Source organism: Cellulomonas phragmiteti (genome assembly GCF_016862775.1).
GTDB classification, from domain to species: Bacteria; Actinomycetota; Actinomycetes; order Actinomycetales; family Cellulomonadaceae; genus Cellulomonas; species Cellulomonas phragmiteti.
Genome location: NZ_BONP01000005.1, coordinates 61057 through 74433, shown reverse-complemented (window position 1 = coordinate 74433; position 13377 = coordinate 61057). Strand labels below are relative to the sequence as shown.

10 protein-coding genes are annotated in these 13377 nt (G+C 71.8%); 7 read left to right on the top strand and 3 right to left on the bottom strand.

Translation table 11 applies throughout. The features are described from left to right. The first annotated feature begins 59 nt into the window (after positions 1-59). The 6 genes from rpsA to Cph01nite_RS06025 all read left to right on the top strand — a co-directional run bounded on the left by rpsA (position 60) and on the right by Cph01nite_RS06025 (position 7412). Positions 60-1556 carry a 30S ribosomal protein S1 gene (rpsA, locus tag Cph01nite_RS06050; RefSeq protein ID WP_203672273.1) on the top strand — a complete coding sequence of 499 codons (1497 nt, stop codon included), beginning with the start codon at positions 60-62 and terminating at the stop codon, positions 1554-1556. 130 nt (positions 1557-1686) lie between these two features. Beyond that, the gene (gene coaE, locus Cph01nite_RS06045; protein ID WP_203672272.1) at positions 1687-2316 is read left to right on the top strand and encodes a dephospho-CoA kinase; all 630 of its coding nucleotides are present in this window, start codon (positions 1687-1689) and stop codon (positions 2314-2316) included. Between the two features lie 184 nt (positions 2317-2500). Beyond that, complete coding sequence (locus Cph01nite_RS06040) at positions 2501-2947, top strand: hypothetical protein (RefSeq protein WP_203672271.1); 447 nt, start codon at positions 2501-2503, stop codon at positions 2945-2947. Between the two features lie 69 nt (positions 2948-3016). Beyond that, on the top strand, positions 3017-5122 hold the full coding sequence (gene uvrB, locus Cph01nite_RS06035) for an excinuclease ABC subunit UvrB (RefSeq protein WP_203672270.1): 2106 nt from the start codon (positions 3017-3019) through the stop codon (positions 5120-5122). A 197-nt stretch (positions 5123-5319) separates the two neighbouring features. Further along, positions 5320-6375 carry a TerC family protein gene (locus tag Cph01nite_RS06030; RefSeq protein ID WP_203672269.1) on the top strand — a complete coding sequence of 352 codons (1056 nt, stop codon included), beginning with the start codon at positions 5320-5322 and terminating at the stop codon, positions 6373-6375. Beyond that, positions 6372-7412, top strand: coding sequence for a TerC family protein (locus Cph01nite_RS06025; protein ID WP_203672268.1), 1041 nt, complete (start codon positions 6372-6374; stop codon positions 7410-7412). Before Cph01nite_RS06030 ends, Cph01nite_RS06025 begins: the two co-directional genes overlap by 4 nt. A gap of 40 nt (positions 7413-7452) precedes the next feature. Here the strand turns inward: Cph01nite_RS06025 and Cph01nite_RS06020 are convergent, their stop codons facing one another. From Cph01nite_RS06020 to Cph01nite_RS06010, 3 genes are all read right to left on the bottom strand, one after another. Next, positions 7453-7743 (bottom strand): YciI family protein, encoded by a 291-nt coding sequence (locus tag Cph01nite_RS06020; RefSeq protein ID WP_203672267.1) that lies wholly within the window; start codon positions 7741-7743, stop codon positions 7453-7455. A gap of 67 nt (positions 7744-7810) precedes the next feature. Next, a complete protein-coding gene (locus Cph01nite_RS06015) occupies positions 7811-8527 on the bottom strand; it encodes an MBL fold metallo-hydrolase (RefSeq protein ID WP_239069071.1) in 717 nt (238 codons plus the stop codon). Beyond that, positions 8524-10386 (bottom strand): glycoside hydrolase family 15 protein, encoded by a 1863-nt coding sequence (locus tag Cph01nite_RS06010; protein WP_239069070.1) that lies wholly within the window; start codon positions 10384-10386, stop codon positions 8524-8526. The genes Cph01nite_RS06015 and Cph01nite_RS06010 overlap by 4 nt, the downstream gene beginning before the upstream one ends. Before the next feature lie 126 nt (positions 10387-10512). Here Cph01nite_RS06010 and uvrA point away from each other — a divergent pair, with 126 nt between their 5' ends. Continuing rightward, entirely contained in the window at positions 10513-13374 is a 2862-nt protein-coding gene (uvrA, locus tag Cph01nite_RS06005; protein ID WP_203672489.1) for an excinuclease ABC subunit UvrA, read from the top strand. Positions 13375-13377: the final 3 nt, after the last annotated feature.

Below are 13377 nucleotides of genomic sequence, written 5' to 3'. Positions count from 1 at the left end.
TCGTCCACGCACCATCCCTGTCCGTCCTACTTCCTGTCCGCATCGGAGCCCACCACTACATGAGCATCTCCACCCCCGCGAAGCCCGCCAGCCCGCAGGTCGCGGTGAACGACATCGGTACGGCCGAGGACTTCCTCGCCGCGATCGACGCCACCATCAAGTACTTCAACGACGGTGACATCGTCGAGGGCACCATCGTCAAGGTCGACCGCGACGAGGTCCTGCTCGACATCGGTTACAAGACCGAGGGCGTCATCCCCTCCCGCGAGCTGTCCATCAAGCACGACGTGGACCCCGGCGAGGTCGTGAAGGTCGGTGACGAGGTCGAGGCCCTCGTCCTCCAGAAGGAGGACAAGGAAGGCCGTCTGATCCTGTCCAAGAAGCGCGCGCAGTACGAGCGCGCCTGGGGCACGATCGAGAAGATCAAGGAGGAGGACGGCGTCGTCACCGGCACCGTCATCGAGGTCGTCAAGGGTGGGCTCATCCTCGACATCGGCCTGCGCGGCTTCCTGCCCGCCTCCCTCGTCGAGATGCGCCGCGTGCGCGACCTCCAGCCGTACGTCGGCAAGGAGATCGAGGCGAAGATCATCGAGCTCGACAAGAACCGCAACAACGTCGTGCTGTCGCGGCGTGCGTGGCTCGAGCAGACGCAGTCCGAGGTGCGCTCGACGTTCCTGCAGACCCTGCAGAAGGGCCAGGTCCGTCCCGGCGTCGTGTCCTCGATCGTCAACTTCGGCGCGTTCGTGGACCTGGGTGGCGTCGACGGCCTCGTGCACGTCTCCGAGCTGTCCTGGAAGCACATCGACCACCCCTCCGAGGTCGTCGAGGTCGGCCAGGAGGTCACGGTCGAGGTGCTCGAGGTCGACTTCGACCGCGAGCGGGTCTCCCTGTCGCTGAAGGCGACGCAGGAGGACCCGTGGCAGGCGTTCGCCCGGACGCACGCCATCGGCCAGGTCGTGCCCGGCAAGGTCACCAAGCTCGTCCCGTTCGGTGCGTTCGTGCGCGTCGAGGACGGCATCGAGGGCCTGGTGCACATCTCCGAGCTCGCCGTGCGTCACGTCGAGATCCCGGAGCAGGTCGTCCAGGTGGGCGACGACGTCTTCGTCAAGGTCATCGACATCGACCTCGAGCGTCGCCGGATCTCGCTGTCGCTCAAGCAGGCCAACGAGGGCTTCGACCCCGAGTCGGAGGACTTCGACCCCGCGCTGTACGGCATGGCGGCGGAGTACGACGAGCAGGGGAACTACAAGTACCCCGAGGGCTTCGACCCGACCACCAACGAGTGGCTCGAGGGCTTCGAGACGCAGCGTGAGGCGTGGGAGGCCCAGTACGCGGCCGCGCACGAGCGCTGGGAGGCGCACCGCAAGCAGGTCTCCGCGGCCGCCCAGGCGGACCTCGAGGCCTCGACGTCGGAGTCCGCTCCCGCTGCGAGCAGCAGCACCACGAGCAGCGGCCCCGCGCCGTCGACGTACTCGTCGGCGTCCGACGAGGCCACGGGCACGCTCGCGTCCGACGAGGCGCTCGCCGCACTGCGGGAGAAGCTCACGGGCAACTGACGCCGCGCGGGCCGCGCCCGCACCGGCATCTCGACGACGGCCGGTCACCCTCGGGTGGCCGGCCGTCGGCGTGCCCGCGGCCCCGCGACCCGGGGTCGCGCGGACGCGTCGTGGACGCCACGATGGAGCGATGCAGAGGATCGGGCTGACCGGAGGCATCGCGGCGGGCAAGTCGGTCGCCGCGCGCAGGTTCGACGAGCTCGGGGCGGTGGTCGTCGACGCCGACGTGCTCGCCCGGGACGCGGTGGCGCCGGGCACCGCAGGCCTGGAGGACGTGGTCGCGGAGTTCGGCCCGGGGGCGCTCGACGCCGCCGGCGGGCTGGACCGGGCGGCGCTCGGAGCGATCGTGTTCGCCGACGCGGGTGCGCGCGCCCGGCTCGACGCGATCGTGCACCCGGTCGTGCGGCGCCTGGCGGCCGAGCGCGAGGCGGCCGCGGCCGCGCTCGACGCCGGCGCGGTCGTCGTCCACGACATCCCCCTGCTCGTGGAGACGGGTCAGGCCGACGGCTTCCACGTCGTGGTGGTGGTGCACGCCCCGGCGGTGCTGCGGGTGGAGCGTCTGGTGCGGCTGCGCGGCATGTCGCGCCCGGACGCGGAGGCGCGAGTCGCTGCGCAGGCGCGCGACGAGGAGCGGCTGGCGGTCGCGGACGTCGTGCTGGACGGCACGGGCAGCGAGGCCGACCTGCTGCTGCAGGTCGACGACCTCTGGGCGCGGCTCGCCGTGGAGCGCGCCGACGAGCGGGCCGCCGACGCCCGCTGAGGAGCGGCGGTGTGCGGTGCAGGACCTTCGTCCTCCGTACTGGGGAGTAACCTTCACCTGTTCGAGTGAATTGAACGCTTGTCCACGCGAGGAGTAGCGTTCACACGCCGATCACTCGGATGGACGCGCGCTGCGCGTCCGGGGGCCGCGTCGGGCGGCCCGAGGCAACGGAGCCGGAGGAACGATGGCGGTCCAGTCGGTCGGTAGCGGGTGGGAGGCGCGCCCGCTGCAGTCCAAGGCCTCGATGTCGGTGGCCACGGGCGCACTGTCAGCCACGCAGGTGCTCGACCTGGTGACGACGGCGGCCTCCACGGTCGAGGACGAGAACGGCTGGCTGCGCGTGGGTGAGCGCAGCGCGAACAAGGTGTCGGTCTCGGTCCGTGACATGACGCGGGAGAGCACGGAACCCGTGCTGTTCTTCGACGTCGAGGTCGACCGCGCCGTGGGTCGCGTGACGGTGCGCACGCTCATCACCAGCTACGTCGTCAAGTCCGGGGGCATGAGCGCCCTGGTGCCGATGGCCAAGCGCAAGATCGGCGGCTTCAGCGCCTACCGCGGCTTCATGGACCGGTACGCCAAGCTGCTCTCCCAGGCGGACCCGGCCGCCCACGTCTCCTTCAGCGGGGACTGACGCGCCGGGTCGGTGAGGCCCGGCCCGTGACGCCGGGTCGATGTCGGTGGGTCGACGTACCGTGGGGCCATGCGCCCCGTCACCGATCTGCAGCGGACCGTCGCGCCGTTCGAGGTGGTCTCCGAGTACACCCCCAGCGGCGACCAGCCGGCGGCGATCGCCGAGCTCGCGGCACGGGTCCGTGCGGGCGAGAAGGACGTCGTCCTGCTCGGCGCCACCGGCACCGGGAAGTCGGCGACGACGGCCTGGCTCATCGAGCAGCTGCAGCGGCCGACGCTCGTCATGGCGCCCAACAAGACCCTCGCCGCCCAGCTGGCGACGGAGTTCCGCGAGCTGCTGCCGAACAACGCGGTCGAGTACTTCGTCTCGTACTACGACTACTACCAGCCCGAGGCGTACATCGCTCAGTCCGACACCTACATCGAGAAGGACTCCTCGATCAACGAGGAGGTCGAGCGGCTGCGGCACTCCGCGACGAGCTCGTTGCTGACCCGCCGCGACGTCATCGTCGTCTCGACGGTCTCGTGCATCTACGGCCTGGGCACGCCGCAGGAGTACGTGGACCGCATGGTGACGCTCGCGGTCGGCGACCAGGTGGACCGCGACCAGCTGCTGCGCAGGTTCGTCACGATGCAGTACACGCGCAACGACATGGCGTTCACCCGCGGGACGTTCCGGGTGCGGGGCGACACGGTCGAGATCATCCCCGTCTACGAGGAGCTCGCGGTCCGCATCGAGTTCTTCGGCGACGAGATCGAGGCGATCGCCACGCTGCACCCCCTCACGGGTGACGTGGTCCGCTCGGAGCAGCAGATGCACGTGTTCCCGGCGACCCACTACGTCGCCGGCCCCGAGCGCATGGAGCGGGCGATCACGGGCATCGAGGCGGAGCTGGAGCAGCGGCTCGCCGAGCTGGAGCAGCAGAACAAGCTCCTCGAGGCGCAGCGGCTGCAGATGCGTACGACGTACGACATCGAGATGATGCGCCAGATCGGCTCGTGCTCGGGCATCGAGAACTACTCCCGCCACATCGACGGGCGGGCGCCCGGCTCCGCACCGAACACGCTCATCGACTACTTCCCCGAGGACTTCCTGCTCGTCATCGACGAGTCCCACGTGACCGTCCCGCAGATCGGGGCGATGTTCGAGGGCGACATGTCGCGCAAGCGCGCCCTCGTCGACCACGGCTTCCGGCTCCCCAGCGCGGTCGACAACCGGCCGCTGCGCTGGGAGGAGTTCGTCGAGCGGATCGGCCAGACGGTCTACCTGTCGGCCACGCCCGGCGACTACGAGCTGTCGATGTCCGACGGGGTCGTCGAGCAGATCATCCGGCCGACCGGCCTGGTCGACCCGCAGGTGCTCGTCAAGCCCACCACCGGGCAGATCGACGACCTCCTGGGGGAGATCCGGGACCGCGTGGAGCGCGACGAGCGCGTCCTGGTCACGACGCTGACCAAGAAGATGTCCGAGGACCTCACCGACTACCTCCTCGAGAAGGACGTACGGGTGCGCTACCTGCACTCGGAGGTCGACACCCTGCGCCGTGTCGAGCTGCTGCGTGAGCTGCGGCTGGGGGAGTACGACGTCCTGGTCGGCATCAACCTCCTGCGGGAGGGCCTCGACCTGCCCGAGGTCTCCCTGGTCGCGATCCTCGACGCCGACAAGCAGGGCTTCCTGCGGTCGGGCAAGTCGCTGATCCAGACCATCGGCCGCGCGGCGCGCAACGTGTCCGGGCAGGTGCACATGTACGCGGACACGGTGACGCCGGCGATGCGGCAGGCGCTCGACGAGACCGAACGCCGCCGCGACCGTCAGATCGCCTACAACCTCGAGCACGGCATCGACCCGCAGCCGCTGCGCAAGCGGATCGGCGACATCACGGACATGCTCGCGCGGGAGGACGCCGACACCGCCGAGCTGCTCGGCGGCAGCGGACGGCAGAGCAGCCGCGGCAAGTCGCCCGTCCCGGGACTGGGCTCGCGCGCCGGCGGGCACGACGAGCGCACCCGCCTGGCGGGCGCCGCCGCCCACGACCTGGCCGGACTCGTCCAGGAGCTCACCGACCAGATGCACGCGGCAGCCGCGGAGCTGCAGTTCGAGCTGGCAGCGCGCCTGCGTGACGAGATCTCCGGGCTGAAGAAGGAGCTGCGCCAGATGCAGTCGGCCACGGCCTGACCCCGGGCTGGCGCGCCCAGGATCGTCACCTATAGTTCTGCGCGGAGGGGAGTACTCCCCACGACGTCATCGTCATCACGGTCGCCAGCGCAGCCGGCCCGGTGCGTCGGCCGCGCGCACGACCTCGCCCCCGGGTGCGGGAGGCGCTGGCGGAAGAGACCTCCGATCCCCTGTCGAACCGTTCCGGAGGTCTGTTCGTGGATGTTCCTCTCTGGGTGTGGGGTGCCACCGTCGGTGTCATCCTGCTCATGCTGGCCGTCGACTACGTCGGGCACGTGCGCTCGCCGCACGAGCCGACCCTGCGGGAGTCGAGCTGGTGGTCGGCCGGCTACGTCGGCATCGCGCTGGTGTTCGGGGTCCTCGTCTGGGCCGTCTGGGGGTCGACGTACGGCGCGGAGTACTTCGCCGGGTACGTGACCGAGAAGAGCCTGTCGGTCGACAACCTCTTCGTCTTCGTCCTCATCATGGCCAGCTTCCGGGTGCCGCGGCTCTACCAGCAGAAGGTGCTGCTCATCGGCATCACGATCGCGCTCGTCCTGCGGACCGCCTTCATCTTCGTCGGTGCGGCGATGATCGAGAACCTGTCGTGGATCTTCTACATCTTCGGCGGGTTCCTCATCTACACGGCGTGGACCCAGATCAGGGCCGGCGCGCAGGACGAGGACGAGTACCACGAGAACCGGGTGCTGCGCTGGACGCGGCGGGTCTTCCCGACCACCGACGACTACGTCGGCGACAAGATGGTCGTGCGCCGCGACGGCACCCGCTTCATCACCCCGATGCTCATCGTGATGATCGCCATCGGGACCGCGGACATCATCTTCGCGGTCGACTCGATCCCGGCGATCTTCGGCCTCACGCAGGAGACCTACCTCGTCTTCACCGCGAACGCGTTCTCCCTGCTCGGCCTGCGCCAGCTCTTCTTCCTCATCGACGGCCTGCTGGACAAGCTCGTCTACCTGTCCTACGGGCTCGGCGTGATCCTCGGCTTCATCGGCATCAAGCTGCTCATCCACGCGCTGCACACCAACGAGGTCGCCTTCATCAACGGGGGCGAGCACGTCACGGTGGTCCCGGAGATCGGCACCTGGGTGTCGCTCGGCGTCATCGTCGGCACGCTCGCGGTGACGACCGTGCTCTCGCTGCGCCGCACGCGCCGGGACGAGGCGGCCAGCGCCCTCGCGGCGTCGCGCGCGGCGACCCACGGCCTGGCCGCCGACCCCGACGAGGGCGGGGCCGAGGGCCGCCCGTGACCCACGAGCTCCCCGCCGCCTTCCAGGTGGCGACGCTCGTCGCGGTCGGCGGGATCCTCCTGCTCGACCTGGCCATCGTGCGGCGACGCCCGCACGTCCCCTCGATCCGCGAGAGCCTCCTGTGGGTGCTGGTGTACGTCGGCCTCGCGCTCGTGTTCGCGGCGCTGCTCGCGGTCGTCGGGGGACCGGCGCCGTCCGGGGAGTTCGTGGCGGGGTGGCTGACCGAGTACAGCCTGTCCGTCGACAACCTCTTCGTGTTCCTGCTCATCATGTCGGGCTTCGCGGTCCCGCGTGAGCAGCAGCAGCGCGTGCTCATGGTCGGCATCATCGTGGCGCTCGTCCTGCGCGCGGGCTTCATCCTCGCCGGGGCGGCGATCATCGAGCGCTACACGTGGGTCTTCTACGTGTTCGGCGCGTTCCTCGTCTGGACCGCGGTCCGGCTGGTCCGGGAGGGCGTGGGCGGCGCCGACGAGGAGTACACGGAGAACGCGCTGATCCGCGGGGTCCGCCGTGTCCTGCCGCTGTCGCCCGCCTACGACGGCGGCCGGCTCCGCACGACCCACGGCGGTCGTCGGGTCTTCACGCCGCTGCTCGTCGTCCTCGTGGCGATCGGCACGACGGACCTGCTGTTCGCCTTCGACTCGATCCCGGCGATCTTCGGTCTGACGCACGACCCCTTCATCGTGTTCACGGCCAACGTCTTCGCGCTGATGGGGCTGCGTCAGCTGTACTTCCTGCTCGGCGGGCTGCTCGACCGGCTGGTCTACCTGCCCTACGGCCTCGCGGCCGTCCTGGCCTTCATCGGGGGCAAGCTCGTGCTCGAGGCGCTCGCGACCAACTCGCTCGGCTTCCTCAACGGTGGCCGGCCCGTGGGCTGGGCCCCGGAGGTCCCGTCGTGGGTCTCGCTCGCGGTGATCGGTGCTGCGCTCGTCGTCGCGACCGCCGCGAGCCTGGTCCGCACGCGCCGGACCGTCGCCCGGTCGTCGGGTGTCGCGCCCGCGGACGAGGTCCGGCCGGACGGGCCCGGCGCTGCCTGACCGGCGTCGGGTCGGCGCCGCGCGGCCGGACCGGGTCGGTTCAGGCGTCGGTCGCCCACGGGCCGAGGACCAGGTGCCAGCCGCGGACCTCCGTCTGCGCGATCAGGCCCTCGCGCGCGAACGGGTCCTGCTGCAGCACGGACCGCAGCGCGCTCTCGTCGTCCGCCTGCAGGACCAGCAGGGCCCCGGGGGTGCCCTCCGTGAACGGCCCGGACCCCAGCAGCACGCCGGCCGCGGCCAGCTCGGACAACCAGGCGCGGTGCTCGGGGCGGACCACGTCGCGGACCTCGGCCCGCTCGTCGTAGGTGTACCGGACGGCGAAGGTGCTCATGGCACCATCCTGCCCGAGGCGCGCCCCCACGCGGCGGGACGTGCGCCCGTGCCGCGCGGTGCGCTGCTCACCAGCCCCGCGCCGCCCACGCCGCGAGGTGCGGACGCTCGGCACCGAGCGTGGTGCCGTCGCCGTGCCCGGGGTACACGCACGTGTCGTCCCGGTACCGGTCGAAGAGCCGGGTGCGCACGTCGTCGAGCAGCCGCGTGAAGCGTTCCGGGTCGCCCTGGGTGCTGCCGACACCGCCGGGGAACAGCGAGTCGCCGGTGAAGAGGTGGACGCGCCCGGGGGTGGCGCCGGGCGCGTGCGCGTCCTCGGGCTCGGTGAGTGCGAGCGCGACCGACCCCGGCGTGTGGCCGCGCAGGGCGACGACCTCGAGCTCCAGGTCGCCCACGGTGAGCCGGTCGCCGTGCCGGAGCCGCGTGTCGACGGTCCGGCCGCACGCACGTCCGACCTCGTCGGCGTCGTGCTCCCCGGCGGCGAGCCGTGCGCCCGTGCGCGCGACGACGGCCGCGGCCGCGCCGAGGTGGTCGCCGTGCCGGTGCGTGACGACCAGGACGTCGAGCCGTCCGGTCCCGTCGCCCTCCCGCACGAGGGACAGCAGGCGGTCCGGGTCCGTCGGGGCGTCGACGAGCAGCTGGGCGCCCGAGCGCCGGCACGTCACGAGGTAGGCGTCGTTGTCCATCTCGCCGACGGACGCCGTGCGGATCTCCGCGCGGTCGAGCACGCGGACCGCGCTCTCGCCGCCGGGCACCACTCGGCCCGTCCACCCGGCCGCGGTCACCGCGACACCCCGCCGCTCACCGCCGACGCGCGCCGCACGGCGAGGTCGTGGCTGTGCGCCGCTCGCACGAGCGCCAGGTGCGACAGGGCCTGGGGCACGTTGCCGACCATGCGCCGCCGCACCGGGTCGTACTGCTCGGCGAGCATCCCGACGTCGTTCGCCAGCGGCACGAGCGCGTCGAGCACCTGCGTCGCCCCGTCGACGTCGTCGGCCCGGGCGAGCGCGTCGGCGAGCCAGAACGAGCACGCGAGGAAGGGGGACTCGGCCCCCGGCAGGCCGTCGTCCGTCCGCTCCGTGCGGTAGCGCAGCAGCAGCCCCGGAGCGACCTCGAGCTCCGCGCGGACCGCGGCGATCGTCGCCCGGGCGTGCGGGCCGTCGGCCGGCACGAACCCGACCTGCACCACCTGCAGGAGGGAGGCGTCGGTGTGCCGGGCGCCGTAGTGCTGCACGAAGGTCCCGAGCTCCGGGCTCCAGCCGTGCTCGAGCACGTCCGCGCGGATCTCCTCGCGCACCTGCCGCCACCGCTCGACGGGCCCAGGGAGCGCGTGCTCCTCGACGGCGCGGACCGCCCGGTCGAGCGCCGCCCACGCCATCACCTTCGAGTGCGTGAAGTGCTGCGGGTCCCCGCGCACCTCCCAGATGCCGCGGTCGGGCTCCCGCCACGTGGCCGCGAGGTCGTCGACGAGGACGCGCTGCAGCGCCCACGTGTCCGCGGTCTCCGCGAGCCCGGCGTCCCGCGCCATCGCGAGGGCCGACATGACCTCGCCCAGCACGTCGTGCTGCACCTGGCCGACGGCGGCGTTCCCCAGCCGCACGGGCCGCGAGCCGGCGTACCCGGGCAGGTGCTCGAGGTGCGACTCCGGGAGCCGTCGCCCGCCGTCCACGCGGTACATGATCTGCAGGTCCTTGGGATCCCCGGCCACGGCGCGGGCGAGCCAGTCCCGCCACAGGGTCGCCTCCTGCCGGAACCCCTGCTCGAGCAGCGCCTCGAGGGTGAGCGCGGCGTCGCGCAGCCAGCAGTACCGGTAGTCCCAGTTCCGCTCCCCGCCGAACGCCTCGGGCAACGAGGTCGTGGGCGCGGCGACGATCCCACCCGTGGTCACGTCCGAGAGCATCCGCAGGACGAGCAGCGACCGGACCACCGCCTCGCGGTACGGGCCGTCGTACGTGCACCCGCGGGCCCACAGCCCCCACACGACGGCGGTCGCGTCGACCTGGTCGGGGACCGACAGCCGCGGCGGTATCGGCTCCCACGAGTGCACCCAGGTGAGCGACAGCTCCAGGCTCTCGCCCGCGCGCAGGGTCAGCAGGTCGCGGTACCCGTGGTCGACGCGGCGCGGCAGCCGGTCGCCGCGCAGCACGAGGGAGTCCGGTCCCGCGACGGCCCGCAGGGTGTCGCAGCCGTCCGCGTCGGTCTCGTGCCGGACCCACGGCTCGACGGCGCCGTACCCGAACCGCGCCACCCACTCGTGCTCGACCTCGACCTCGCCCTGCGTGCACTCCAGGTGCCGGACGAGGTCGGCGCGACCGTCGCCCAGCGGCATCGTCTCGGTCACCACGGCCGCGCCGCGCGCGGTGCGGTACGTCGTCTCCAGGACGAACGAGTCCCCCCGGTACCGGCGGGTCACCTCGGTGGCGTCCCGCACGGTGAGCAGCCAGCGACCGTGGTCGGGCGTGCCCAGGAGGGCGGCGAAGCAGGCGTCGGAGTCGAAGCGCGGCAGGCACAGCCAGTCGACCGAGCCGCGGCGCGAGACCAGGGCGCAGGTGTGCCCGTCGCCCAGCACGGCGTAGTCCTCGATCGGCACCTGGGCCCCGAGCAGTCCGGGGCCGGTGGGCGGGGGAGCGGGCGTGGCGTCCATCGGCACCAGCATGGCCTGCGTCGGCGCGTGCCGCGCTCCACCGCCCCGGCGAGGGACGCACGTCACGTCGAACACGTGTGCGATTGTCGGTGGCCGCACGTAGACTCGTCGGCTGTGACCCATCCTCTGTCCGACCGTCTCGTGGTCCGCGGCGCCCGGGAGCACAACCTCCGCAACGTCGACATCGACCTGCCCCGCGACGCCCTCATCGCGTTCACCGGGCTGTCGGGGTCCGGCAAGTCGTCGTTGGCGTTCGACACGATCTTCGCCGAGGGGCAGCGGCGGTACGTCGAGTCGCTCTCGGCGTACGCCCGGCAGTTCCTCGGGCAGATGGACAAGCCGGACGTCGACTTCATCGAGGGGCTGTCGCCGGCGGTCTCGATCGACCAGAAGTCGACGAACCGCAACCCGCGGTCCACGGTCGGGACGATCACTGAGGTGTACGACTACCTGCGCCTGCTGTTCGCCCGTGCGGGCACCCAGCACTGCCCCGTGTGCGGCGAGCGCGTCACCGCGCAGACCCCGCAGCAGATCGTCGACCGCCTGCTCGAGCTGCCCGAGGGCACCCGCTACCAGGTCCTGGCTCCCGTCGTGCGCGGTCGCAAGGGCGAGTACGCCGACCTGTTCCGCGAGCTGCAGGGCAAGGGGTTCTCCCGCGCCCGTGTCGACGGCGAGGTCGTCCAGCTCGCGACCCCGCCCACCCTGGAGAAGAAGCTCAAGCACGACATCGAGGTCGTCGTCGACCGGCTGGTCTCGCGCGAGGGCGTGCAGCGGCGGCTCACCGACTCCGTGGAGACGGCGCTCGGCCTCGCGGGAGGTCTGCTCGTCGTCGAGCTCGTCGACGCCGACGCCGACGACCCCCAGCGTGAGCGCCGGTTCTCCGAGAACCGGGCGTGCCCCAACGACCACGTCCTGACGCTGGAGGAGGTCGAGCCCCGCACGTTCTCCTTCAACGCGCCCTACGGCGCGTGCCCCGAGTGCACGGGCATCGGGTCCCGGCTCGAGGTGGACCCCGAGCTGGTCATCCCCGACGACGACCTCTCGCTCGCGCAGGGTGCGGTCGCGCCCTGGGCGCAGACCTCCTCGGAGTACTTCCAGCGGGTGCTGTCCGCGCTGGCGTCGGACCTCGGGTTCTCCATGGACACCCCGTGGCGTGCGCTGCCGCAGCGGGCGCGCGACTCGGTGCTGCACGGGCAGAACCACGAGGTGCACGTCCGCTACCGCAACCGGTGGGGACGGGAGCGGCAGTACTCGACCGGTTTCGAGGGCGTCATCACCTTCCTCCAGCGCCGTCATGCCGAGACGGACTCGGAGTGGAGCAAGGAGAAGTACGAGGCGTTCATGCGGGAGGTGCCGTGCCCCGCGTGCGACGGGGCGCGCCTCAAGCCCGAGGTGCTCGCGGTCAAGGTCGGCGGCCGCTCGATCGCCGACGTCTGCGCGCTGCCGATCGACGAGGCCCGCGCGTTCATCGACGGCCTCGAGCTGGGTGAGCGGGAGCGGGCCATCGCGGCCCAGGTCGTCAAGGAGATCCAGGCGCGGCTGGGGTTCCTGCTGGACGTCGGGCTGGACTACCTCTCGCTCATGCGCCCGGCCGGCACGCTGTCGGGCGGCGAGGCGCAGCGGATCCGGCTCGCGACGCAGATCGGCTCGGGCCTCGTCGGCGTGCTGTACGTGCTCGACGAGCCCTCGATCGGTCTGCACCAGCGCGACAACCGTCGGCTCATCGACACGCTGACCCGGCTGCGGGACCTGGGGAACACGCTCATCGTCGTCGAGCACGACGAGGACACCATCCGGACGGCCGACTGGATCGTCGACATCGGCCCCGGTGCCGGCGAGCACGGGGGCCGCGTCGTGCACTCCGGGGACCTCGACGGCCTGCTGGCCTCGCAGGAGTCCGTCACGGGCGCCTACCTCTCGGGCCGCCGGAGCATCCCCATGCCGGCACAGCGCCGACCCGTCGACAGGTCGCGCCAGGTCACCGTCGTCGGCGCCCGGGAGAACAACCTCCGCGGGATCGACGTGTCGTTCCCGCTCGGGGTGCTCACCGCCGTGACCGGGGTGTCGGGCTCAGGGAAGTCGACCCTCGTCAACTCGATCCTGTACACCGTCATGGCGAACGAGCTCAACGGCGCGCGGCAGGTCGCCGGCCGGCACAAGCGCGTGACCGGGCTCGACCAGCTCGACAAGGTCGTGCACGTCGACCAGGGACCCATCGGGCGCACCCCGCGGTCCAACCCGGCGACGTACACCGGGGTCTGGGACCACGTCCGCAAGCTCTTCGCGGAGACGACCGAGGCCAAGGTGCGCGGCTACACACCCGGGCGGTTCTCGTTCAACGTCAAGGGCGGCCGCTGCGAGGCGTGCTCGGGCGACGGCACGCTCAAGATCGAGATGAACTTCCTCCCGGACGTCTACGTGCCGTGCGAGGTGTGCCACGGTGCGCGCTACAACCGCGAGACGCTCGAGGTCCACTTCAAGGGCAAGACCGTCGCGGACGTCCTGTCCATGCCCATCGAGGAGGCGGCGGAGTTCTTCGCCGCCGTGCCCGCCATCGCCCGGCACCTGCGCACGCTGGTCGACGTGGGCCTCGGGTACGTCCGCCTCGGGCAGCCCGCCCCGACGCTGTCGGGCGGCGAGGCGCAGCGCGTCAAGCTCGCGGCCGAGCTGCAGCGGCGCTCGACGGGACGCACGATCTACGTCCTCGACGAGCCGACCACGGGACTGCACTTCGAGGACATCCGCAAGCTGCTCGGCGTCCTGCAGTCGCTGGTCGACAAGGGCAACACGGTCCTGGTGATCGAGCACAACCTCGACGTCATCAAGAACGCCGACTGGGTCGTCGACATGGGCCCGGAGGGCGGCTCCGGCGGCGGCACCGTCGTCGCCGAGGGGACGCCGGAGCACGTCGCGAGCGTCCCCGAGAGCCACACCGGCCGGTTCCTCGCCGAGGCGCTGGCTCCCGAGCGCGTCGAGGTGACGGTCTGAGCT